The sequence below is a fragment of the Halomonas sp. HNIBRBA4712 genome (assembly GCF_043558675.1).
In the GTDB taxonomy this organism is placed as follows: domain Bacteria; phylum Pseudomonadota; class Gammaproteobacteria; order Pseudomonadales; family Halomonadaceae; genus Vreelandella.
Genome location: NZ_JBIFXR010000004.1, coordinates 289,130 through 311,192 on the forward strand (window position 1 = coordinate 289,130; position 22,063 = coordinate 311,192).

Genomic DNA, 22,063 nt, shown 5'->3' on the forward strand with positions numbered 1-22,063 from the left:
TTGTTATTGGAAGAGCTCGTCGATACCGCGAGGTGCGCTTTATCCACCGCGCCTGAGCTCAAACGCTCGAGGCATGGCTATCGAGGAGTTTAATCAGACTTTAAAAGCAAGAGAAAGCTGACAGGAAAAGAGGCAAAAAACCTACACGGCTAAGCAATTTTTCAGGCTTTCGATAAATATCGCGTTAATTCAGCGCGCTTAAAACGCTAACTAAAAACGGTTTTTAACAAAAGACTTGAAACTTCAAAAAACCGTACTAACGAAAATAATGTTTTTTGATTACGAAATTAATAGCGCTAAAGAACATTAACTATTAACTCCATCTACTCTTCCCACTGATTAATTAAAGCGTGGGAAATTAAAAAAAACGGCCATGACCAAAATAGAGAACCTGATACGCTAAGCGGAACAACAATAAGACATGACGTAAAAGCGAGAGAACCTGAAAGCGAGAGTAAACGGGCTTCTCATGGCGCACTTTAGTCTTGCGAGATCATCAAAGCGAACCGTCTTTGCCGCGAGGTGCGACGAAGCCGGGCGGCCAACAATAACGATAACGCTGCCAGGAGCGTGCCATGGCTAAATCCAGAGAAGCGTCGGATCTTGCGAAGGTGCTCGGCACCTGCCGACGCAGCTTCCTCTACGTGGGCCTTTTCAGCCTCTTCATCAACCTTCTGATGCTGGTGCCGCCGCTCTACATGCTTCAGGTGTACGACCGGGTCATCACGACACGCAGTCTCGAAACGCTGCTCATGCTGACGCTGGTGACGGTGTTTTTCTTTCTGGTCATGGGCGGGCTCGAGCTGATGCGCTCGCGCATTCTGGTGCGAGTGGGCAACAAGCTCGATGCGCGTATAAGCCAGCGCCTCTACGCGGCGATGTTCCAGCGCTCGCTGATGACGCCGGGCAAACCCTCGGCCCAGCCGCTCAATGATTTAACCACGCTGCGTCAATTTCTCACCGGCAATGCGCTGTTCGCTTTCTTCGATGCGCCCTGGGTGCCGGTTTACATCGCCGTGCTGGCGCTGTTTCACCCCTGGTTCGGGCTCTTCGCGCTGGCCGCCGGCGTAATACTGGCAAGCCTTGCGATCGCCAACGAGCTCTCGACCAAATCGCTTTTGAACGACGCCAACGGCCAGCACGTGATGTCCCAGGACTTGACCAACAGCAACCTTCGAAACGCCGAGGTACTTCACGCGATGGGTATGCTGCCCGGCATCATGGGCCGCTGGAGCGCGCGCCATCACGACTACCTGCTGCTGCAGTCCCGCGCCAGCGACCGCGCCGGGCTTTTCACCAACACCTCCAAGGTGCTGCGACTGATGTTCCAGTCGTTGATTCTGGGCCTGGGCGCGTATTTGGTACTGGCTGGGGACTTGACCCCAGGCATGATGATCGCAGGCTCGATTCTAATGGGCCGGGCGCTGGCACCGATCGATCAGATGATCAACGGCTGGAAAGGCTTCGCCGGCGCGCGCACCGCAAAAGCCCGCCTCGAGGAGCTACTGGTGGCGATTCCGGCCCCGCCGCCGCGCATGCCGCTACCTGCACCCAAAGGGCGTCTGGTACTCGAAGGGGTGAGTGCGGCGCCCCCCGGCGAGAAGCTTGCCACCCTGCGCGATATCAACCTCAAGGTGGCGCGCGGCGAGCATATCGCCATCGTCGGGCCGAGCGCGGCGGGTAAGTCGACGCTCGCCCGGGTGGTGCTCGGTATCTGGCCGAGCCAACACGGCAGCGTGCGTCTGGACGGTGCGGACATCACCCAGTGGAGCCGCGCCGCGCTAGGCCCGCACCTGGGCTATCTGCCTCAGGACATCGAACTTTTCGACGGCACGATCTCCGAGAACATCGCTCGCTTTGGCGAGGTCGACCCGGACGCGGTCGTGCGCGCGGCGCAAAAGGCCGGCGTGCACGAGATGATCCTGGCGCTCGAAAACGGCTACGACACCTGGATCGCCCACGGCGGCAACGCTCTCTCCGCGGGCCAGCGCCAGCGGATCGGGCTTGCCCGCGCACTCTACGGCAAGCCGGTGCTGGTCGTACTGGACGAGCCGGACGCAAGCCTTGACGAGGCCGGCGAAGTGTCACTTGCAAAATGTCTGACCGAACTGCGCCAGGAGGGCGTCACGGCGCTGGTAATCACCCACCGCACGCGGCTCTTACGCAACGTCGATAAAGTGCTGGTGCTTAGAGACGGCAGCATCGCTTCCTTGAGCCCGGCCACCCGCGTCGAGCCCGCCCCTCGCATGACCGCCGACGGCACGCTACCACCGCCCGTCACCACGCTTCGCCCCAGCGCCCGTGGCCGTCACCCGCAGGAGAACCAGCCATGAACATGCAGCCCGGATTCCCCACAACCGCCGCCAACGATGAGCTGCCTCTCGAGGACACGCGCTACCGGCGCATCGGCGTTATCATTCTGGCAGTCGCGATCGGCGGCTTCGGCAGCTGGTCGGTATTCGCCAACCTGGCGGTATCGGTAGTCGCCCCCGGCTCAGTGTCGGTCGAGAACTTCACCAAGACCGTCCAGCACCTGGAAGGCGGGATCGTCGAGCGCATCCTGGTGGAGGATGGCGATCACGTCGACGCCGGCGACGTGCTGATGGTGCTCGACGACACCCAGGCGCGCTCGCAGCTCGAGGTGACCCGCGCCAACTACCTCATTAGCCGCGCCACGGAAGTGCGGCTACTGGCCGAGCTCAGCGAAGCCGACACCCTCGATTTCCCCGCCGAACTGACCGACTCGGACAGCCCCCGGGTGCAGGAGGTGCTCGACGTGCAGCGCCGGCTCTTCGACTCTCGCCGCGCGTCGCTCGAAAGCACTCTGGCCTCGCTCGACGAGCAAATCACTCAAATGAACGAGCAGATCCAGGGGCTGACCAATACCCAGGCAATCAATCAGCGGCGCATCGGCTCGCTCGATAGTGACGCGGCGAACCACCGCCAGCTCTTTCAGCGCGGCATGATCAGCAGCCAGCGCCTGCACGAGCTCGAGCGTGAAAGCCTCGAGTACCAGAGTGTCAACGCCCAGCACGCCGCCGAAGTCGCCCGGCTCAACTCCCAATTAAGCGAAAACACGCTGCAAAAGCAGGTTCGCCTGCAGGAGTTCCAGCAGCAGGTAGGCGAGGCGCTGCGCCTGACTCAGGCCGAAGTGGCGGACGCCGAAGAGCGTCTGACCGCGCTCAACGACAACGTCGACCGCACCCAGGTGCTGGCGCCGGTGGCGGGCACCGTGGTCGGGCTTCAAGTACACACCACCGGCGGGGTGATTCGCTCCGGCGAGGCGCTGATGGATATCGTACCGTCGAATGTCGGCTTCATCGTCGAGGCGCGGGTGCCGGATCACGACATCGACCATCTCTATATCGGCCAGCCTGCGGAGATTCGCTTCAGCGCCTTCAACCAGCGCCTCTCCAACGTCATCGAAGGTGAGGTCATTCACGTCAGCGCCAATAGCTTCGAGGACGAGGCGACGCGAGCGCGCTACTACAAGGCGCGGCTGCGGGTCACGCCCCAGGGCGAGGAGAACATGACCGAGAGCATGAAGCTGCTGGCCGGCATGCCTGCCGAAGTGATGCTCAAGACCGGCGATCGCAGCTTTGCAAGCTATATCGCCAAGCCGATCACCGATATGCTGGCGCGCTCCATGCGCGAGGATTGAGCGTCAACCGAGCGCGAGGATGGCATGTCGGCGGATCGCGGTGTAGCGTGGCGGGATTCCCCCCGCACGCTCACCGTAAGAGAGACCCGCCATGGCCAAACGGCTGCTGATCATCGCCCATGCGCCCTCCCCCAACACCCGCCGTCTGCGCGACGCCGTAGTCGAAGGCGCCGGCGATGACGCGATCGACGATATTGAAGTCCGCACGCTCGCCCCGCTCGAGGTCACCCCGGAGGAGATCATCGCCGCCGACGCGGTCATCATCGGCACCACGGAAAACCTGGGCTATATGGCCGGGCTGACCAAGGATCTGTTCGACCGCTGCTACTACCCGTGCCTTGAGCATACCGAAGGCCTTGCGTTTGCCTTCTACGTCAGGGCCGGGCTCGACGGCACCGGCACGCGCCGGGCGATCGAGCAGATCACCGGCGGGCTTCGCTGGCGTCTGGTACAGCCGCCGCTGATTTGCCGGGGCGGCTTCGACGAGGCCTTTATCGAGCAGTGCCGCGAGCTTGGACTGACCATGGCGGCGAGCCTGGAGGCGGGCATCGTCTAAAATGAAAAACGGCACCCGAGGATGCCGTTTCGCCGTGAGCGCGATGGACGCTGCGCTTATTTCAGCCGCTCGAACACAGTAGCCACGCCCTGGCCCATGCCGATACACATGGTGGCAAGGCCAAGCGTGGTGTCCTGCTGGCGCATCACATTCAAGAGCGTGGTGCAGATGCGCGAGCCGGAGCAGCCGAGCGGGTGGCCGAGCGCAATGGCGCCGCCGTGGAGGTTGACTTTCTGGTCGAGGTCGTCGAGAAAGCCGAGATCCTTCAATACCGGAATCCCCTGAGCGGCGAAGGCCTCGTTGAGTTCGACGGTCTCGATCTCCCTGGCGGTCAGGCCCGCAGCCTTGAGCGCTTTTTTCGAGGCCGGCACCGGGCCGTAGCCCATGATCGAGGCATCGCAGCCGGCCACACCGGTCGAGAGCACCCGAGCGATCGGCGAAAGGCCCAGGGCCTGAGCACGCTCATAGCTCATGATCGCCATCGCCGAGGCGCCGACGGACAGCGCCGAGGAGGTGCCGGCGGTGACGGTGCCGTTCTTCGGGTCGAACACCGGCTTGAGGTCTGCCATGGACTCGAGGCTGGCATCCGCACGCACGACTTCGTCGTGCTTGACGTTGACCCGAAAGCCCTGGCTGTCGTGGCCTTCGACGCCGATGATCTCGTTGTCGAAGTAACCCTTCTCATTGGCGGCCTGGGCGCGTTGGTGAGAACGCACGCCGAATTTGTCCTGCTCCTCGCGGGTAACGCCGTGCATCTTGCCCAGAAGCTCGGCGGTCAGGCCCATCATCATCGCGGCCTTGGCGGCGTACTTGCTCGCCGCCGGGTTGACGTCGACGCCGTGGGCCATGGGCACGTGCTCCATGTGCTCGACACCGCCGATGACGTACATGTCGCCCATGCCCGCCTTGATGTTGGCCGCGGCGATGTGCAGCGCAGTCATCGAGGAGCCGCACAGGCGGTTCACGGTTTGCGCCGGTACGGTGCGCGGGATGCCGGTCATGATCGCCGCGTTGCGGGCGATGTTCATCGACTGCTCCAGGGTCTGGTTGACGCAGCCCCAGATCACGTCGTCGACCTCCGCCGGGTCCATGTTCGGGTTGCGATCAAAAAGCGCCTGCATCACCGCGGCGGACAGATTCTCGGCGCGCACGTTGCGAAAGGCGCCGTTCTTGGCCTTGGCCATGGCGGTGCGAACGCCGTCGACCACCACGATATCTCTCGGATTCAAACTCATCTCATCTCTCTCCTGTACGCGGTGACTCAGGACTTGGCCTGGTAGAAGCGTTCGCCGTTTTGCGCCATCTGCTTGAGCTTCTCGGTGGGCGCGTAGAGCGGGCCGAGCTCATCGGCAAGCTTTTCGGCCTGGGCGACGAAGGTGTCGAGCCCCATGGCGTCGATGTAGCGCAGCGCCCCGCCGCGGAAAGGAGGAAAGCCGATACCGTAGATCAGCGCCATATCGGCCTCGGCGGGGGTATCGACGATGCCGTCCTCCAGGCAGCGCACGGTTTCAAGACACAGCGGCGTCATCATCCGCGCGATGATCTCCTCGTCCGTGAACTCCTTGCGCTCACCGGCGACTTCCTCGATCAGCGCGTAGGCTTTCTCGTCGGTGACCTTTTTCGGCTTGCCCTTCTTGTCTTCCTCGTAGGCGTAGAAGCCCTTGTCATTCTTCTGACCCAAGCGGTCGTTTTCATACATCACCTGAATCGCGGTCTTGCCCTCGCGCGCCATGCGCTCCGGGAAGCCTTCCGCCATCACCTCGTTGGCGTGCACCGCGGTGTCCATGCCGACCACGTCGAGCAGGTACGCCGGGCCCATCGGCCAGCCGAACTTCTCCATCACCTTGTCGACGCGCTGGAAGTCGGCACCCTGCTCGACCAGAAAGCTGAAGCCGCCAAAGTAGGGAAACAGCACGCGGTTGACCAGAAAACCGGGGCAGTCGTTGACCACGATCGGCGTCTTACCCATGGCGCGGGCGTAGGCGACGGTGGCCGCCACGGCTTCATCCGAGGTCTTCTCGCCGCGGATGACCTCCACCAGCGGCATGCGGTGCACCGGGTTGAAGAAGTGCATACCGCAGAAGTTCTGCGGGCGCTCGAGATTCTGCGCCAGCCGGTTGATCGAAATCGTCGAGGTGTTGGAGGTAAGAATGGTGTTCTCACCGACACTCTTCTCGACCTCGGCCAGCACCCCCGCCTTCACCTTCGGATTCTCGACCACCGCCTCGACCACCAGATCGACGTTCTCGAAGTCGCCATAGGAGAGCGTCGGGCGAATGTTGGTGAGCTTCTGAGCCATTTCGTCCGTGGTGAACTTCTTGCGCTCGACCTGCTTGCCGAAGAGCTTGCGCGCCTCTTTCAAACCAAGCTCGATGGCCTCCGGTTTGATGTCCTTCATCAGGATCGGCGTGCCCTTCGACGCACTCTGATAGGCGATACCGCCGCCCATGATGCCCGCGCCCAGCACCGCGGTCTGCTCGACCGGGCGAGCCTGTTTTTCGTATTTGCCGGCCTTTTTCTTGACCACCTGGTCGTTCATGAATAGGCCGACCAGGTTGAAGGCCACCGGGCTCATGGCGAGTTTGGCGAACGCCTTGGCTTCGATCGCCTGGGCGCGGCCGCGCTCTTCGCCGGCGCCCTTCTGGATCACCTTGATCGCCTCGATGGGAGCGGGATAGTGCGGGCCCGCCTTGCCGGCCACGTACCCCTTGGCGGTCTCGAAAGCCATCATCTGTTCGATGGCGTTGAGTTTCAGAGGCCCCTTCTTCTCGTCGCGGCGGCGCTGGTAGTCGAGCTCGCCGGCGTTGGCGCGGTCGAGCAGATCCAGCGCGGCGGCCTCGAGCTGGTCATGAGCCACCACCGCGTCGACCGCGCCGACCTTCAGTGCGGCGTCGGGGCGGTTTTCGCTGCCGCCGGCGATCCATTCGATGGCGTTGTCGGCGCCGATCAAGCGCGGCAGGCGCACGCAGCCGCCCCAGCCCGGCAGGATCCCCAGCCTGGTTTCCGGCAGCCCCATCTTGCCCTTCTCGCTCATCACGCGGAAATCGCAGGTCAAGAGCACCTCGCAGCCGCCGCCGAGCGCCAGCCCGTTGACCGCGGCCACGGTGGGAAACGGCAAGTCCTCGATGGCGTTGAAGATGTCGTGAACCTTGAGGTTCATCTGCTCGAGGTACTCTTCGCCCTTGTCGAACAGCGCGTGGAACTCGGTGATGTCGGCGCCAACGATGAAGACGTCCTTACCGCTTTTGATCAGAAGGCCTTTCAAATCGCGCTCGCTTTCGATCGCGCTGACCGCCTCACCCAGCTCCTTGGCCACGGCGCTGGAAAGCTTGTTGATGGACTCGTCCTTCAGATCGAAGGTGAGCGTTGCGATGCTGTTGCCACCTTGGGTGTCACGACGCTCCACCGTGATGGCGTTGCCTTGATAGATCATCCGCGCTATCTCCACAGGGTCGGGCTCTACAGGTTCGAGCAGGCGCCCGGATGGGCCCCGCCGCACATTTCATACGGTCGTTTGATCGCCTTAGCCTGGTGGAGTTGGCAGTTGACGTCAAGCCTCCTCACGGGCGTTTGGCGCGCCGGCGCAGCACTTTTTCCGGCAGATGCAGGTTGAGCCCTTGCACTACAAGGCTCGCCGCGGCTCTATCGACTTTCGTTGCAATCCCTGGGATTATAGGCGTTTTCTCAACGAGTGAACCGCCATGGGCGCTTTTCTGACTCCATCCCGCATGGCCAGGTGGCAGTCACTTGCCGAACGCATCGTCATTCGGCTCAAACCCTGGGCCTTTCTGTGGCCCCCCGTCGCCTTCGCCGCCGGGCTCGGCAGTTTTTTCCTGGTCGACCGCCAGCAGTGGCTGGGCGCGGCGCTGGCGCTCGGGCTTTTGCTGGCCTGGGCGCTGATGCTGTCGGAAGGCGTGCTGTCGCGGGTGCTGCGAAAGCGCGGTCAGCCGGAGCTTCCGCGCATGGTGACCACTTTCATTGCGCAGATGATTCACCAGGAAACGCTCTTTTTTACCCTGCCGTTCGTGCTGATCACCACGGTATGGAACAGCGGCCAGCTTTTATTCGCGCTTTTGGTGGTGGCGATGGCGATTCTCTCGATCGTCGACCCGCTCTACTACAAGCTCGCTGGGCGCTCGCGAAGCCTCTACTTTCTGTTTCACGCCCAGTGCGTCTTTCTGGTGCTGCTGGTGATTCTACCGATCATGCTGCACCTGAGCACCGGCGAGAGTCTGCTGCTGGCGCTTTGCCTGACCGTGCTGATTGCGCTGCCAAGCTTCTGGCATCTTGTAAAGGTGCGCACGCTTAAGCGCTGGTGTCTGTTTCTGGGGCTTCTCTCGGGACTGGCGTTGGTCGGCTGGATGGGGCGGGTGTGGGTGCCCCCGGCCACGCTCTGGATGACCGCCAGCGCACTTTCGCCAGGCTTCGATAGCGCCAATCGCTCCCCGCTGGGTGAAATGACGCTTACTCCGGCGGCGCTGAGCGAAAGCGGCCTTTACGTCTATACTGCCATTCGCGCACCCCGAGGCTTGAGCGAAACCATACACCACGTTTGGCATCACAACGGCCAGGCGCTCGACAACGTCGAGCTTTCGATCAGCGGCGGACGTGAACAGGGCTACCGCGCCTGGAGTCACAAGACCAACTTCCCTGCCGAGCCCGAGGGTGATTGGCGGGTCGATATCATGACCGACGGCGGCCAGCGTTTGGGCCTGATTCGCTTTACGGTGGACGAAAATTCAACGCAGGCGAGCGTCGCCGATGGGCAGGTCCGCGCCAGCGGCTTGAGCCGGCTGCATATGGACCGTTTCGTCGCCGGGCGTGGAGAGAGCGCTGAAAGCGAGCCGCGCTGATGTTGGACCCGCGCTTGCATTCAGCGCCCGGGCTCACGACAATCCGGTTAACACACTAACGGACCGTATCATGGCTTCATCAATCGGTTTTCGACTTTCGCGTTTGCCCCACCTCTGGCGCTCCATTCTGGACCGGCGGCTGGCACCGCTGGGATTGACCCAAACGCGCTGGGTTACTCTTTACCATCTATGGCGGATGGGCGAGGGCCACCCCCAGTGCGATCTGGCCAAGGCGATCGGCGTCGAGGCGCCGTCACTTGTGCGCACCCTGGGCCAGCTTGAAGAGCAGGGGCTGATCGAGCGGCGCGCCTGCGACAACGACCGGCGCAGCAAGCGCATTTTCCTGACCCCAAAAGCGACGCCGCTACTCGAGCAGATCGACAGCGTCGCAAGCCAGGCGCGCACGGAAATTTTCGAAGGCCTCGACGAGGAGCAGCTCGAAAAGCTCAACGAATGGCTCGGCATCATCGAAGCCAACGGCCTGGCCATTCAGGCACGGGACCAACAGGGTTCGAACGCTTGATTAACGCGACAGCGCCAGGTGGTCGGCCTGACCGCCGAGCGCCTTGCAAAGCGCCTCGAACTCTTCGCGGTAGCGCTCGAAGCGCTCTGCTCCCTGGGACTCCCACCACCAGAGCGTGAGCGTGTGGGCGTTGGATTCGACCACCAGCGCATCCGTGGGCAGGCGCTCGAGCAGCGCCTTGAATACCGCCTCGGCGTTTTCCGGCATCGGCATGAGCGGCGCGATACGCCAGCGCCAGCCGGCGTGATAGGCCTCGAGCGCGTCACTCGCCTGCTCGTCGCGTACGAGTAGAAAGTCCGGCCCCGGCGCGTTCTGGGCAAACGCCCAGCGGTAGGCGGGCATCACGCCCTTGAAGCCGTGTAGCGGCGGCGTTTCCAGGCTCACCCTCACGCCCGCGCGGCGGGCGTGAGCGCGCAGCGCGTTCTGGCGCGTTTGACGCGGGCTTGGCTTGAGCCACATGACCGGCGCGAACACGAAAAGCACTACGCCCACTACGATCAACCATCCCATTGTGTCTCTCTCTTTTGGCTTTCATCGGCGCTTTCGCCCTGCCGACGATGAGCGTTTAAAAAAACCCTGATCTGAATCGTTGTTAAGACCAGGGACACCGCTTAAAGTAATAATGACCCGACGACAAAGGTGGTCTTTGTTGCTGATTGCGAAGGAGATGGGCCATGAGCTATCACCACATTCTGGTCGCGGTTGACCTGACCAAGGACTCCCACCGGGTGCTCGAGCGCGCGATTGCCGTCTCACAGCGAAACGAGCACGCCAAAATTTCCATCATGCACACCCTGGAACCTTTGGGCTTCGCCTACGGTGGCGACATCCCGATGGATTTGACCAGCATTCAGGACCAGCTGGACGATCACGCTAAAAAGCGTCTGGCCGAGATCGCAACACCCCACGTCAAGCCGGAAGACCAGCACGTGGTGGTGGGCATGCCGGACACCGAGATCCACCGCTTCGCCAACGACCACGGCGTCGACTTGATCGTCGTCGGCTCCCACGGGCGCCACGGCTTCGCGCTGCTTTTGGGTTCCACCTCCACCGGGGTACTGCACGGCGCGCCCTGCGACGTACTCGCGGTGCGCGTAGGTCAGAAAGGCGAACAGGCCGCCGAGTAATCGTTCCCACTGCCCGAAAGGCGCCCCGCGGGGCGCCTTTTTAACGGGATCTCGCTTACTTTCTCGTCCTTACTCTCCCGCCATCGCCTCGAGCTCCATCCAGCGCTCCATCGCCGCGTCGAGGCGCTCCTGAACGCCCTGAAGCTCTTCGAGCTTGGCGGTCACCTCGGTGGCGGGCTTTTGGTAGAACGACGGCTCGCCGATCACCTGCTCGAGCGCAGCGACCTCCCCTTCCAGAGTTTCGATCTCACCGGGCAGCGCCTCGAGCTCGCGGCGCAGGTGGTAGGAGAGCTTGGGTGACTTTTTCGCCGGCGCGCTTTTGGGCCTGGCCTCGCTTTTGGGTTCGGCTGTTGCGGTCGGCTCGGTATTCTGGCGCGCCGCGCCCTCCCAGGGCGCCGGGGGGAGCTTGCCGCCCTGACGGATCCAGTCGGTATAGCCGCCCACGTACTCGCGCACCGCGCCGTTACCCTCAAAGGCCAGCATGCTGGTGACCACGTTATCCATGAAGGTCCGGTCGTGGGAGACCAGCAGCAGCGTACCGTCGAAATCGAGCAGCAGCTCCTCGAGAAGCTCGAGGGTCTCCATGTCGAGATCGTTGGTCGGCTCGTCGAGCACCAGCACGTTGGCAGGCTGGGTAAAGAGCTTGGCGAGCAGCAGCCGGTTGGACTCGCCGCCGGAGAGCGCCTTGACCGGTTGGCGCACCCGATCCGGGGTGAACAGGAAATCCTGCAGGTAGCTCATCACGTGGCGGTCGCGCCCACCCACGCTCACCCGGTCGCTGCCTTGGGCGACGTTGTCGTAGACGGTCTTTTCGGGCTCGAGCCCGGCGCGCAGCTGGTCGAAGTAGGCCACCTTCAGGTTGGTGCCAAGCTGCACGCTGCCCTCGGTGGGTTCGAGCTCGCCCAGCAGAATCTTCAAAAGCGTGGTCTTACCGGCGCCGTTACGGCCCAGAAAGCCGATGCGGTCACCGCGCATGATTTCGAGATTGAGGTTATCGAGAATCCTGTCGGCGCCGAAGCGCTGGGTGACGTTCTTGAGCTCGACCACCCGCTTGCCGGTGCGCTCGCCGCTATCCACCGACAAATTGGCGCTGCCCTGACGTTCGCGGCGCTGACTGCGCTCGGCGCGCATCGCCTCGAGCGCGCGTACACGGCCTTCGTTGCGGGTACGCCGCGCCTTGATGCCCTGGCGAATCCAGGTCTCTTCCTGGGCGAGCTTCTTGTCGAATTCGGCGTTCTCCCGCGCCTCCACTTCCAACTCGTGCTGCTTGCGCGCCTGGTACTCCTCGTACTTGCCCGGGTAGCGGCCGAGCTTGCCGCGGTCGAGCTCGAGGATGTTGGTCGCCAGTTTCGAAAGAAACGCCCGGTCGTGGGTAATCAGGAGCACCGCGCCGTTGAAGGCAAGAAGCTGCTCCTCCAACCAAGCGATGGTATCGAGATCCAGGTGGTTGGTGGGCTCGTCGAGCAGCAAAAGATCCGGCTCTGAGACCAGCGCGCGCGCCAGTGCCACGCGCCGGCGCCAGCCGCCGGAGAGCGCGTTCATCTCCGCCTCCGGCGGCAGCCCCAGACGCGTCAGCACGACATCGATGCGCTGGTGAAACGACCAGCCGTCGATCGCCTCGATACGCGTTTGAAGCGTCGCCATCCGGTTCATGTCCGGGTTGGGGTCGTTGATCAGATGCTGGTATTCGGATAGAAGCTCGCCAGCTTCCGGCAGGCCCATCGCGACCACGTCGAATATCGTCATGCCGGAGGACTCCGGCAGCTCCTGGGCGAGCACGCCCACCTTCAAGCCCGGCGCGCGCCAGATCGCACCGTCGTCGGCCTGGAACTCGCCGGCGACCAGCTTCAAAAGCGTCGACTTGCCGGTGCCGTTGCGACCCACCAGCGCCAGCCGCTCGCCCTTCTCCAACGTCAGCTCCGCACGGTCCAGCAGGATGTGGGTGCCGTAGGCCAACTGTAGCTGTTCGAGTCGTAACAGGGTCACGCGGTATCCTCCATCGTCGTCGGGCGCACAGTGTAACGCATGGCCCGGGGGAACGGTGAACTCGAATCCGCGCTGCCAAAGCCATCCGGCTCCGACGGCTCAGAGCCCGCTTCGAATACGCTTTTTATTCAGCTTGCCAACGCTGGTCTTGGGTATCTCGTCGACAATCCGAATATCTCGCGGCACGCCCCAGCGATTGAGTTTGCCCTCATCGACGAAACGCTCCATAAAGGCAGTCAGCGCTTGGGCCGAAGGCGGCTCAAAGAGGTTGCCGGGCACCACCCAGGCCACCGGGCGCTCGCCCCACTTTTCATCAAACACGCCCACCACCGCCACTTCCATTACCTCCGGGTGCTGGCTCAACAGGCTTTCAAGCTCAAGCGACGAAAGCCACTCGCCGCCGGTCTTGATCACGTCCTTGATGCGGTCGCTGATGGTCAAAAACCCCGCCTCGTCGATCGAGCCCACATCGCCGGTGTGCAGCCAACCATCCCGCCAGAGCTCTTCGCTGCGCGTCTCTTCCTTGAAATAGGCCTGAGTCAGCCAGGGCGCTTTCATACGCACTTCACCCACGCTTTGGCCATCGTTGGGTAGCGGCTGACCGTCGGTATCGACCACCTCTAGATCGACGAAGGGCGCGGGAAGCCCCGCCTTGCAGCGCCAGGGGATATGAGTCTCGTAGTCGGCCTGTTCCACGTGGCGCGGTAGAACGTCGATCGTCACCACCGGGCAGGTCTCCGACATGCCGTAGGCAGTGCGGGTATCGACACCCAGCGCCCAGGCGCGCCGGCAAAGCGTTTGAGTCAGGGCACTGCCGCCGAGCAGCACTTTCCAGCCGGTGAGATCAACCCGCCTGGAGGCCACGGCGTCGGTGCTCAGCACCATGTTGAGCAGCGTTGGGACACAGTGGGAAAAATCGACCCGCTCCTCGACGAGCAGTTTGACCAGCATGTCGGCGTCGTAGCGACCGGGATACACTTGGGTGGCGCCGAGCAGCGTGGCGGTATAGGGCACGCCCCAAGCGTGTACGTGAAACATCGGCGTGATCGGCATGTACACCTTGTCGCGGCTGAGCAGCTCGACGCCCCTGGCCTGGAACAGGTTGGCCTCGCTCAAGGTGTGCAGCACCAACTGGCGATGTGTGAAGAACACGCCCTTCGGGTTACCGGTGGTGCCGGTCGTGTAGAACAGCGTGGCCACGGCGTTTTCATCGAAGGTGGGAAAGTCAAAATGCGTCGGCTGCTCGGCGAGAAGCGCCTCGTACTCGCCAAGCAGGTCAAGCGATGACGTCACCGTTTGGGGTGTCTCCTGGCAGAGCACGTAGCCGCGCACCCGATCGAGTTTTGGCGCCAGCGGCTCGAGCAGCGGCAAAAAATCCTCGTGGGTCAGCACGAAGACATCCTCGGCGTGGTCCATGGTGTAGAGAATCTGCTCCGGCGCCAGGCGCACGTTCACGGTATGCAACACCGCGCCGATCATGGGAATGGCAAAAAAGCACTCCAGGTAGCGCTGGCTGTCCCAATCGAGCACCGCGACCACGTCGCCGGCGGAGACACCCATGGTGGTCAGCATCTGCGCGAGCTGATGCACACGCTCTTCGAAACGCCGATAGTCATGACGCGAGTGATCGCGGTAGACGATCGGGTTGTCGCCGGCAACGCGTACCCCGGCGGTAAGAAGATCACGAATCAACAGCGGCGGATTGGTCGCCGAGGCGGTGGCGGGCAAAATTTTGGGAGTGGCGTTTTGCATGGGCGGCTCGCTTTTTTATTGGCGTGTTAAACGGCTGTTTGATCGCCTTCAGTGTTCACCGCCCGTCGGCGCGGCGCAATCCGTCACCCTTCTGCTTTGGTATTAGCCGGGCGTCCCCCTCACCCGTTACAATGGCGCGATTCAATTTTTGCCGATAAGGCGCCCACCTGCAGGAGCCGGGTTTGACCACAACCGACACGCCATCCTTTTTACCCGAAGCGCTTTGTTTTCGCCCGCGCGAGGCGCTGGTGGATATCGGCGCCAACCTGACCCACGAAAGCTTTACGCGCGATCTGGATGCGGTGATTGAGCGCGCACAAAAAGCCAACGTGACGACGATGATCGTCACCGGCACCGATCTCGCCCACGCCGAGCAGGCCGTGGCAATGGCCGAGCGCTTTCCCGGCCTTTACGCCACCGCCGGCGTTCACCCCCACGACGCCAGCCGCTGGAGTGATGAGCTCGCGCGCCAGATGGCAGCGCTTCACAGGGAGAGCGCCGTGGTAGCGGTCGGCGAGTGCGGGCTCGACTTCAACCGCAACTTCTCCACCTCCGCCGAGCAGGAGAAGGCGTTCGAGGCGCAGCTCGCGCTTGCCGCCGAGAGCGGATTGCCGCTGTTTCTACACGAGCGCGACGCGGGCACCAGGATGCAGGAGATCCTCAAGGCCTGGCGCGACGATATCTCAAGGGCGGTGATTCACTGCTTCACCGGCGAGGCGAAAACGCTCTACGGCTATCTCGATCTCGACCTGCATATCGGCCTGACCGGCTGGATCTGCGACGAGCGCCGCGGCCATCATTTACGCCCGCTGGTGAAAGAGATACCGCTGAACCGGCTGATGCTCGAAACCGACTGCCCGTATCTCTTGCCGCGCAACCTGCCGGCGAAGCTCAAGGGGCGGCGCCACGAGCCGGCGCTGCTGCCCTGGATCAACCGCGAGATCGCCCACTGGATGGGCCTCGAGGAAGGTGCGCTGGCGCTTGAAACCACGCGCACCGCTCGGGACTTTTTCAATCTCGATACCGCTTCACAGGAGAGTTAATGTGGCCGACACCCCCGGATTTATCGCCATCGAAACCGGCGAAGAGGATGGCCTGCCGCTGGCGATCGCCTGGTCGCTGCCGGATGGGCGTATCAAGCAGACGCTGATTCAACCCGACGACAGCTGGATCGAGGAGGACACCAACGTCTCCGGCGCCTACAGCATCGAAGAGCTCGAAAGCCTTGGCGTTAGCCCGCTGGACGTGATCCGCGAGCTCGAAACCGACCACTTCTCGGCCACGCTCTACACCAGCGACAACGGCGAGGACGAAGCGGCGCTGGCCAGGCTTTTCGATACTTACGGACTCGACCCCTTCATCGAACTTGCCCCGGCGCACGTGCTCTACGAGCATCTGGGCAGCGGCGAATGGCACCGCTTGCGCGGCGACACCTTCAGCGATCGGGGCCTTGAGCCCATGCGTGCCGAGCACGAGGTCGAAGTGATGCTCGCCGTGCACCAGCGCTTGAGCGAGGGCGAGGACTAACCCAACGTTTTAATACCCGCCTCGATGGCGCGCTCAAGCGTCTCGCCCCGTTGATAAAAGCGAAGCAGCGCTTGGCGGAATGCCCGAGCGCGTTCGGGTAACCCTTCGCGCTCGAAGCGCGCGGCGCGTTCGAACACTTGCGCCTCGAACGCGCTGCGGTCAACCTCCACCGCGCCGCCCAGGTTATCGACGCTGACATTAAAGGGGCGCTCGCAGGCGCAGGTAAAAAGATACTCCAGCGCCTGGGGAGCCACTTCGGCCTTTTCGAACGCCGCCTGCTGCGCGCTGTCGCGCCCGTCCGGCAGATACCAGTAGCCATAATCCTCGAGCTCGCGACGCTGGGCGCCGGCAATGCACCAGTGGCTGATCTCGTGCAGGGCGCTGGCGAAAAAGCCATTCGCGAAAATGACCTGGCAGTATGCCGTCTCGCTCGTGGCCGGCAGGTACAAGGGCTCGTTGCCGCCCTTGATCAAACGGGTGTTGAACGTGTCGGCGAACACGCCGTCGAATAGCGCCGTAATATCGGCAAGCGTCCAGCGCTCGAGGGTTTCTGTCACTATCGTTTCGCTTTTAACAATTAAAAAAGGTGAGTGCGCATAAGCGGCGCCATTCCCGGTGCCCAAAGGCGCTTTCGAGCGAAAACGGCGGTGAAATTTGCTACGCTAGCGCCCTTTCCCGGATCCTCATACGTTACAGGAGCCACTCCTTGGGCGCCGTTTCACATCGTATCAAAACCACCTATTGGCCTGAAACGCGAACCCTGATCGCGTTGGCGCTGCCGATCTGCGGCGCGCAGCTCGCCCAAGCCGCCATCGGCGTCGTGGACACCATGATGGCCGGTCGCTTCGGCGCCACGACGCTTGCTGCGGTATCGGTAGGTAACAGCCTTTGGGCGCCGTTGATGCTGTTCATGACCGGCACCCTGATGGGGCTGACGCCGATCGTGGCGCACCTGCTCGGTGGGCAGCGCAACGGCGACATTCCGCGCGCCGTTCATCAGGCGCTCTGGGTGGCCCTGGCGTTGGGCCTGGTCGCGGCGCTGCTTTTGCATACCGTGGTCGCGCCGATCTTCGAGTTAATGAACGTGCCCCAAAGCACCGCGCAGGAGTCGCGCGCCTACCTGGCCGCCGTCGCCTTCGGCATGCCGGGTATCGCGCTGTTTCAGGCGCTGCGCGCATTTTCCGATGGCATGAACCATACCCGCCCAGCGCTCTGGATCAGCCTCATCGGATTGGCCGTCAACATTCCCAGCAACTACGTGCTGATTTACGGCGGTGATGGGCTAACCGCGCTATTCGGCGATTCCCTACCGGCTTTCGTCCGCGAGCTACCGGCGCTCGGCGCGTTGGGCTGCGGTATCGCCACGGCCATATCCATGTGGACGATGGCGCTGGCCATGGCCTGCTATACCGCGCGTGGCCGTAGCTACGAGAGCGTGACGCTCTGGCAGCGCCTTCACCTTCCAGGCGTTGCGGGTATTCGCGAACTCGTGGTGGTGGGCATGCCGATCGGCGTGGCCATTTTCGTCGAGGTAACACTATTCACACTGATCGCGCTGTTCATCGCAAGTCTTGGCGAGGTAACCGTTGGTGCCCACCAGATCGCGTTGAGCTACACGTCACTTCTGTTCATGCTACCGCTGTCATTAAGCATGGCGCTCACCGTACGGGTCGGCAATACGCTGGGGCAACAGCGCCCGGCGCACGCCAGACACGTGGCCTGGAACGGCATCGCTATCAGCGTCATCATCGCTGCGATCAACAGCGCGTTTTTATGGCTCAGCGCAAAGCCGGTGATCGCGCTCTATACTGCCAATCCAGAGATTCAAGCACTTACGCTGACCATCATTGCGCTGGCGGTCATTTTCCAGCTATCCGATTCGCTGCAGGTCAACCTCGCCGGTGCGCTACGCGGCTACAAGGATACGCGTATCGTCATGGTGATCACGGTGCTTTCCTACTGGATCGTGGGGCTCGGCGGCGGCTACTGGCTGGGCACCCGAGGGCTGGCCGGTTTGACCGAGCCGCTGGGCGTGCACGGCTACTGGATCGGCCTGATCGCGGGGCTGAGTACCGCCGCCCTTCTTCTGGGCTGGCGTTTGAAGTGGATCAGCCGTCAGGGGGTCACCGCCGTCAAGGAGCCTGCATGAAACGGCTGCTCGGTGCCGTCGTCGCTGCGTTCTTACTGACCGGCTGCCAAAGCGCCGACGACCCGGTGTGGCAGCGCTATCACCAGGCGCTTTCCGAGGCGCTCGACACACCGGCGATCGAGCAGCGAGCGCCGGGCAACATCGGCGCGTTTCCCGAGCGGCGCGAGCGCCTGATCACGGTGCCGGAGATGCGCGAAAGCATGCTCAACGTCTACGCGCTGCGCGAATGCGATATCACCTCGCTGGTAGCGGCGCGCAACAACCAGCTCGGGCGCGTGGCGCCCCCCAGCCAGCACTGGCTTTACGAGCGTACGCTGTGGCAGCGGCTCGAGCGCTGTCAACGCGGTGAGGTGGGTAAGTCGCTGGCTGACAGCGACCGGGAGCGGCTCGACACCTTGACCCAACTCAAGACCACGCAGCTTCCGGCAGTGGGCTTTAACGCGCTGTTCGAATCCGAGGAGTGGGAGAAAAACTTCGCCCGGGCGAGCCAGCCGCTGGAGTTGGCAGCGCTGCCCGATATTACCCGCGAGCTCGAGGCGCTTTACTATCTCGAGACCATGGTGGACAACACCTACAGCCTCGATTGGCAGGCCGACTCGGCAACGCTGGAAAATCACCTGAAAACCCTTCAGTCGCGGCCGCTAACCGCTGAGATACTGCGCACGCTTCTGCTGGCAGCCACGCGGCTTGACGAGGCCAACCGATTGCTCGCGCTCGACTCGCCGGAAGCCGTCTGCCTACCTCGCTGGCCGGATGAGCTTGCGCCGCTTTCGAGTATGGCTCGGCGCTGGCTCACGGCGGTCAACGCGCTGTTTCAAGCCCACGATGTCACTCCGCCCGTGGCGGTCGCCGAGTATCAAAGCCGCTGGCTGTCGCTGGACGATCCGAATACCCCCTGGTCTCGTTATCAGGTGGCGCTTGCCGAACACCTGGCTCTTCGCATGGCCTACCCTGCCTGCGAGGCCAGCGCCGGCGTTGACTAAAAAGTAATGCCCCGCCCTTAACCTGGTGGCCAACCTGTGCTATTGGTTGATTCAAGAGGCAGGCAAATGCCGCCTGCCAACGTCGTGACCACGCAGCACCAGGAGGGACACTATGGGCATACCCCATTCACCCCACTCTGCCCAGGTCATCGACCTGGAAACCGCGCGCCAACGTCAGCAGGCGCGAAAGTGCGTGATCCGTCTGGCTCCGGAGCTCGACGGTCTCGAAATGGTTTACCAGCTCGCTGCGAGTCCCGACACCTATTACGGCCTGCCGATACTGGCCTGGGGACTGCGCGACGACGGCGACGTGGTGGGATTGGTGCCCTGGATGGACGGCCTCAGCCCGTGCAGTGAACTCGAAAGCCATGAAAACGGCCGCTTCTTCGGCTATCGGGACCCTGAAACCGAAGAGATTTTCGACGCTCCTCCCGAACACAAGTACGCCGAGCTGACCGCGGCAGCCGATTACTTCGAGTACGAAGCCTCGAAGGACGTCGCGCTGATTCAGCAGATTCCCGACGTGCTTGGCACCCACGCGCTCTGCATGAATAGGGAAGATGCCCCCTGGCACATGAAGCCGGTCTTCGGCTGGCGCCTTTACAGCAACGGCACCATGGAAGCGCTTCTCGCCGATGAGGAGAAGGCCCACTTGACACCGATCATTCTGGGTGACGCCTGCCTGTTTGATGCTCATGCGCGCTACCAGACCGTCTACTTCTTTCAACGCCATATCGCCAACCGGATCCTCGAAGAGGATCCGGCGACGCTCGAAGCGCTTTCGATGATGGTGGTACCCGACGACGAGTAGCGCATCAGGCCAGGCGAATGAAGTAGCGGTATTCGCCTTCACTCTCTTGCTGCTCTAACAGCTCGTGCCCCAGAAACTGGCAGAACTTGGGCACATCGCGCGTAGTGGCCGGGTCGGTAGCGACGACCTGAAGCGTTTGGCCAGAGCCCATGTCCCGAACCTTGTTGTGCATCAGCATGATGGGTTCGGGGCAGTAAAGGCCGGTGGTATCCAGGGTCGCATCGCAGGAAGGGGTCGCGTCAGTCATCTCGGGTCTCGGTAAGGAAATGGCACATGGTTAAAGTTATCATCGAACGACGCATCATGCCCGGTCTGGAAGAGGAGTATGAGCAGGCCGCGCGCGAGGCGATGCGCGCTTCGCTCGGCGCGCGCGGCTTCATTGGCGGTGAAACCCTGGTCAAGGTAGGCCAACCGGATCGGCGGCTGATGATCACCCGATGGCGTGATGCGCGCGCCTGGAAAAAGTGGTACCAAAGCGAGGAGCGGGCCAACGCCATGGCGCATATTCTGCCGCTTCTTACCGAAGAGGAAAGCGTGGAGATCTTCGAACCGGTCCTCTAACTTGGCCAAGTGTTTCGTCAGGTCAATAGCCGTACGTGCACCGTGACCTCTTCACGATCGTGATAAAGATGCCGGCAGCGCATCTCGAAGCGCACGCCGGCTGCAGTCATCGCTTCATCAAGGGTTTGAAGACACCGCGTTACCTCGTCCCAGCGCTTTTTCATCGGCAGCTTGAGGTTGAACACCGCCTCGCGGCACCAGCGCCTCGTCAGCCAGCGCTCGACCATGGCGATCACCCGTACCGGTTTGTCGACGATATCGCACACCAGCCAATCCAGTCGCTTGGCCGGCGCCCAGACAAAACCATCCTCTTTCAAATGATCGACCTGACCGGTGCTCATCAATGCCTTGTCCATCGGTCCGTTGTCGATGGCGTAGACGTACATACCGCGCTGAACGAGCTGCCAGGTCCAGCCGCCGGGCGCGGCGCCCAGATCCGCTGCCTGCATGTGCTCGGCTAGTCGCTCGTCCCACTCATCGCGGGGAATGAACGCGTGCCACGCCTCTTCGAGCTTGAGCGTCGAACGGCTTGGCGCCCGCGAAGGAAAGCGCAGCCGCTGGATGCCGTTTCTGAGTTCGCTGCGATTGCCCGGAAAGCTGATGCCGAGCTGAACGCGGTCGCCGCCGCTCCAGAACAGGTGCAGGCGGCGCCCGCCGGCCTTGCGCCGCAGCGCGCCGCGCTTTTTCAGCAGGCTCTCGAGCGGTTTGGTCAGCGCCTTGATCAAACCTGCCAGCGCCTTGCCGTCGTTGGTATCCGGTGTCTCGTGCCAGATCTCCTCGAAGCTCCAGCGGCTCTGCTTGACCTGCTCGAGAATCGGCGAAAGGCGGTCATCGCGGGAGAGCGTCAGCGGCGCCAGGGCGGCCAGGCTCTGGCGGGCAAAGATGAGTGACGAAAAATGCGCCTCGCGGTGCAGCGCATTGATGGGCTCGTGATCCTGACGTGAAAGACTTGCCCAGCCCTCCCCCAGGGTTGGCGTGCAGGCCACGCCCGAAAGCGCCGCGTGATGCTGCATCTCCGCCAGCACATCGGGCTCGAAACCGGGGCGGCAGTACACCAGCCACGTTGAGGGCGCTATTTCACTCAAAGTTGACTCCATTTCAAATTACTTCGATGTTCTGCCCCATGATACCACCACCTGAAACGCTTATTGGGCAGGCTCTGGCGCAGAAATATAAAACAGCCGCCCGATAGAGGCGGCTGTGCTTGTTATTCCCGGGCTGCGGTCGCGGTATCAATCTTCTGCGGCTTCTTCGATGCTCTGACCGGCTTCCTCGATGCTCTCACCAGCGCTTTCGATACCATCGTCGAGACTCTCGCCAGCCTCTTCCGCTGGGCCTTGACTATCGTTGTTATCACAGGCCGCCAAGCCACCCGCTAATAAAGCGATGAGCGCGGCCATCCACACCTTTTTCATCCACGTCTCATTCACTTTATTCTCTCCCTGAATACGATTTCGACGGTTTATTCTGCGGCGTTTGCCCAATCAAGTGTAGCGTGAAAAGAGTCAACGAGGCGCATATCGCTTTTCACGTGCACATGAAAAAGCCCCGGACACACTGTGCCCGGGGCTTTC

21 protein-coding genes are annotated in these 22,063 nt (G+C 62.4%); 12 read left to right on the forward strand and 9 right to left on the reverse strand.

All coding sequences use genetic code 11. The features are described from left to right. Window positions 1-575: 575 nt before the first annotated feature. The 3 genes from ACGK9R_RS10785 (at window position 576) to ACGK9R_RS10795 (ending at window position 4,217) form a co-directional block, all read left to right on the forward strand. Window positions 576-2,333, forward strand: a complete 1,758-nt coding sequence (locus ACGK9R_RS10785) for a type I secretion system permease/ATPase (RefSeq protein WP_394581068.1) — start codon at window positions 576-578, stop codon at window positions 2,331-2,333. Next, on the forward strand, window positions 2,330-3,661 hold the full coding sequence (locus ACGK9R_RS10790) for an HlyD family type I secretion periplasmic adaptor subunit (RefSeq protein WP_394581070.1): 1,332 nt from the start codon (window positions 2,330-2,332) through the stop codon (window positions 3,659-3,661). Before ACGK9R_RS10785 ends, ACGK9R_RS10790 begins: the two co-directional genes overlap by 4 nt. Window positions 3,662-3,752: 91 nt before the next feature. After that, window positions 3,753-4,217: a flavodoxin family protein gene (locus ACGK9R_RS10795; protein ID WP_394581072.1), complete on the forward strand. Its 465-nt coding sequence runs from the start codon at window positions 3,753-3,755 to the stop codon at window positions 4,215-4,217. A 56-nt stretch (window positions 4,218-4,273) separates the two neighbouring features. On the opposite strand, the gene fadA is transcribed toward ACGK9R_RS10795, so the two are convergent. Both fadA and fadB read right to left on the reverse strand, forming a co-directional pair. Beyond that, window positions 4,274-5,452: an acetyl-CoA C-acyltransferase FadA gene (fadA, locus tag ACGK9R_RS10800; protein WP_394581074.1), complete on the reverse strand. Its 1,179-nt coding sequence runs from the start codon at window positions 5,450-5,452 to the stop codon at window positions 4,274-4,276. A gap of 26 nt (window positions 5,453-5,478) precedes the next feature. After that, window positions 5,479-7,650 (reverse strand): fatty acid oxidation complex subunit alpha FadB, encoded by a 2,172-nt coding sequence (gene fadB / locus ACGK9R_RS10805; protein ID WP_394581076.1) that lies wholly within the window; start codon window positions 7,648-7,650, stop codon window positions 5,479-5,481. A gap of 268 nt (window positions 7,651-7,918) precedes the next feature. On the opposite strand from fadB, the gene ACGK9R_RS10810 reads away from it, so the two are divergent. Together ACGK9R_RS10810 and slyA are read left to right on the forward strand one after the other, a co-directional pair. Beyond that, the gene (locus tag ACGK9R_RS10810) at window positions 7,919-9,070 is read left to right on the forward strand and encodes a DUF5924 family protein (RefSeq protein WP_394581078.1); all 1,152 of its coding nucleotides are present in this window, start codon (window positions 7,919-7,921) and stop codon (window positions 9,068-9,070) included. A 70-nt stretch (window positions 9,071-9,140) separates the two neighbouring features. Then, complete coding sequence (gene slyA, locus ACGK9R_RS10815) at window positions 9,141-9,593, forward strand: transcriptional regulator SlyA (protein WP_394581080.1); 453 nt, start codon at window positions 9,141-9,143, stop codon at window positions 9,591-9,593. Here slyA and ACGK9R_RS10820 read toward each other — a convergent pair whose 3' ends face one another. Next, complete coding sequence (locus tag ACGK9R_RS10820; protein ID WP_394581082.1) at window positions 9,594-10,103, reverse strand: preprotein translocase subunit YajC; 510 nt, start codon at window positions 10,101-10,103, stop codon at window positions 9,594-9,596. Window positions 10,104-10,267: 164 nt separating this feature from the next. On the opposite strand from ACGK9R_RS10820, the gene ACGK9R_RS10825 reads away from it, so the two are divergent. Further along, window positions 10,268-10,720: a universal stress protein gene (locus ACGK9R_RS10825; RefSeq protein ID WP_394581084.1), complete on the forward strand. Its 453-nt coding sequence runs from the start codon at window positions 10,268-10,270 to the stop codon at window positions 10,718-10,720. A gap of 69 nt (window positions 10,721-10,789) precedes the next feature. Here ACGK9R_RS10825 and ACGK9R_RS10830 read toward each other — a convergent pair whose 3' ends face one another. Next, complete coding sequence (locus ACGK9R_RS10830) at window positions 10,790-12,706, reverse strand: ATP-binding cassette domain-containing protein (RefSeq protein WP_394581086.1); 1,917 nt, start codon at window positions 12,704-12,706, stop codon at window positions 10,790-10,792. Between the two features lie 99 nt (window positions 12,707-12,805). After that, window positions 12,806-14,458: a fatty acid--CoA ligase gene (locus ACGK9R_RS10835; RefSeq protein ID WP_394581088.1), complete on the reverse strand. Its 1,653-nt coding sequence runs from the start codon at window positions 14,456-14,458 to the stop codon at window positions 12,806-12,808. A 182-nt stretch (window positions 14,459-14,640) separates the two neighbouring features. On the opposite strand from ACGK9R_RS10835, the gene ACGK9R_RS10840 reads away from it, so the two are divergent. Together ACGK9R_RS10840 and ACGK9R_RS10845 are read left to right on the forward strand one after the other, a co-directional pair. After that, the gene (locus ACGK9R_RS10840) at window positions 14,641-15,501 is read left to right on the forward strand and encodes a TatD family hydrolase (protein WP_394581090.1); all 861 of its coding nucleotides are present in this window, start codon (window positions 14,641-14,643) and stop codon (window positions 15,499-15,501) included. 1 nt (window position 15,502) lies between these two features. Continuing rightward, on the forward strand, window positions 15,503-15,985 hold the full coding sequence (locus ACGK9R_RS10845) for a hypothetical protein (protein WP_394581092.1): 483 nt from the start codon (window positions 15,503-15,505) through the stop codon (window positions 15,983-15,985). Here the strand turns inward: ACGK9R_RS10845 and ACGK9R_RS10850 are convergent. Continuing rightward, the gene (locus ACGK9R_RS10850; protein WP_394581094.1) at window positions 15,982-16,542 is read right to left on the reverse strand and encodes an elongation factor P hydroxylase; all 561 of its coding nucleotides are present in this window, start codon (window positions 16,540-16,542) and stop codon (window positions 15,982-15,984) included. The two genes, ACGK9R_RS10845 and ACGK9R_RS10850, sit on opposite strands and share 4 nt — an antisense overlap. A gap of 149 nt (window positions 16,543-16,691) precedes the next feature. Between ACGK9R_RS10850 and ACGK9R_RS10855 the strand changes: the two genes are divergently transcribed. The 3 genes from ACGK9R_RS10855 to ACGK9R_RS10865 all read left to right on the forward strand — a co-directional run bounded on the left by ACGK9R_RS10855 (window position 16,692) and on the right by ACGK9R_RS10865 (window position 19,928). Then, window positions 16,692-18,134 carry an MATE family efflux transporter gene (locus tag ACGK9R_RS10855; RefSeq protein ID WP_394581096.1) on the forward strand — a complete coding sequence of 481 codons (1,443 nt, stop codon included), beginning with the start codon at window positions 16,692-16,694 and terminating at the stop codon, window positions 18,132-18,134. Then, entirely contained in the window at window positions 18,131-19,117 is a 987-nt protein-coding gene (locus ACGK9R_RS10860) for a DUF3080 family protein (protein ID WP_394581098.1), read from the forward strand. Before ACGK9R_RS10855 ends, ACGK9R_RS10860 begins: the two co-directional genes overlap by 4 nt. 112 nt (window positions 19,118-19,229) lie before the next feature. Then, window positions 19,230-19,928 carry a hypothetical protein gene (locus ACGK9R_RS10865; protein WP_394581100.1) on the forward strand — a complete coding sequence of 233 codons (699 nt, stop codon included), beginning with the start codon at window positions 19,230-19,232 and terminating at the stop codon, window positions 19,926-19,928. Window positions 19,929-19,932: 4 nt separating this feature from the next. Here the strand turns inward: ACGK9R_RS10865 and tusA are convergent, their stop codons facing one another. Continuing rightward, on the reverse strand, window positions 19,933-20,175 hold the full coding sequence (tusA, locus tag ACGK9R_RS10870) for a sulfurtransferase TusA (protein ID WP_394581102.1): 243 nt from the start codon (window positions 20,173-20,175) through the stop codon (window positions 19,933-19,935). 26 nt (window positions 20,176-20,201) lie between these two features. Between tusA and ACGK9R_RS10875 the strand changes: the two genes are divergently transcribed. Further along, complete coding sequence (locus tag ACGK9R_RS10875) at window positions 20,202-20,489, forward strand: antibiotic biosynthesis monooxygenase family protein (RefSeq protein ID WP_394581104.1); 288 nt, start codon at window positions 20,202-20,204, stop codon at window positions 20,487-20,489. A 17-nt stretch (window positions 20,490-20,506) separates the two neighbouring features. On the opposite strand, the gene rlmM is transcribed toward ACGK9R_RS10875, so the two are convergent. Together rlmM and ACGK9R_RS10885 are read right to left on the reverse strand one after the other, a co-directional pair. Beyond that, window positions 20,507-21,574, reverse strand: a complete 1,068-nt coding sequence (rlmM, locus tag ACGK9R_RS10880) for a 23S rRNA (cytidine(2498)-2'-O)-methyltransferase RlmM (RefSeq protein ID WP_394581106.1) — start codon at window positions 21,572-21,574, stop codon at window positions 20,507-20,509. Between the two features lie 147 nt (window positions 21,575-21,721). Continuing rightward, window positions 21,722-21,904 (reverse strand): hypothetical protein, encoded by a 183-nt coding sequence (locus ACGK9R_RS10885; RefSeq protein WP_394581108.1) that lies wholly within the window; start codon window positions 21,902-21,904, stop codon window positions 21,722-21,724. Window positions 21,905-22,063: the final 159 nt, after the last annotated feature.

What these genes read in the sequence shown, in the direction of transcription:
- fadB (WP_394581076.1), bottom strand. Translation starts at nt 7,650, where the DNA reads ATGATCTATCAAGGCAACGCCATCACGGTGGAGCGTCGTGACACCCAA.
- ACGK9R_RS10825 (WP_394581084.1), top strand. Translation starts at nt 10,268, where the DNA reads ATGAGCTATCACCACATTCTGGTCGCGGTTGACCTGACCAAGGACTCC.
- ACGK9R_RS10885 (WP_394581108.1), bottom strand. Translation starts at nt 21,904, where the DNA reads ATGAAAAAGGTGTGGATGGCCGCGCTCATCGCTTTATTAGCGGGTGGC.
- ACGK9R_RS10790 (WP_394581070.1), top strand. Translation starts at nt 2,330, where the DNA reads ATGAACATGCAGCCCGGATTCCCCACAACCGCCGCCAACGATGAGCTG.
- ACGK9R_RS10875 (WP_394581104.1), top strand. Translation starts at nt 20,202, where the DNA reads ATGGTTAAAGTTATCATCGAACGACGCATCATGCCCGGTCTGGAAGAG.
- ACGK9R_RS10795 (WP_394581072.1), top strand. Translation starts at nt 3,753, where the DNA reads ATGGCCAAACGGCTGCTGATCATCGCCCATGCGCCCTCCCCCAACACC.
- fadA (WP_394581074.1), bottom strand. Translation starts at nt 5,452, where the DNA reads ATGAGTTTGAATCCGAGAGATATCGTGGTGGTCGACGGCGTTCGCACC.
- slyA (WP_394581080.1), top strand. Translation starts at nt 9,141, where the DNA reads ATGGCTTCATCAATCGGTTTTCGACTTTCGCGTTTGCCCCACCTCTGG.
- tusA (WP_394581102.1), bottom strand. Translation starts at nt 20,175, where the DNA reads ATGACTGACGCGACCCCTTCCTGCGATGCGACCCTGGATACCACCGGC.
- ACGK9R_RS10865 (WP_394581100.1), top strand. Translation starts at nt 19,230, where the DNA reads ATGGGCATACCCCATTCACCCCACTCTGCCCAGGTCATCGACCTGGAA.
- ACGK9R_RS10820 (WP_394581082.1), bottom strand. Translation starts at nt 10,103, where the DNA reads ATGGGATGGTTGATCGTAGTGGGCGTAGTGCTTTTCGTGTTCGCGCCG.
- ACGK9R_RS10835 (WP_394581088.1), bottom strand. Translation starts at nt 14,458, where the DNA reads ATGCAAAACGCCACTCCCAAAATTTTGCCCGCCACCGCCTCGGCGACC.
- ACGK9R_RS10785 (WP_394581068.1), top strand. Translation starts at nt 576, where the DNA reads ATGGCTAAATCCAGAGAAGCGTCGGATCTTGCGAAGGTGCTCGGCACC.
- ACGK9R_RS10810 (WP_394581078.1), top strand. Translation starts at nt 7,919, where the DNA reads ATGGGCGCTTTTCTGACTCCATCCCGCATGGCCAGGTGGCAGTCACTT.
- ACGK9R_RS10860 (WP_394581098.1), top strand. Translation starts at nt 18,131, where the DNA reads ATGAAACGGCTGCTCGGTGCCGTCGTCGCTGCGTTCTTACTGACCGGC.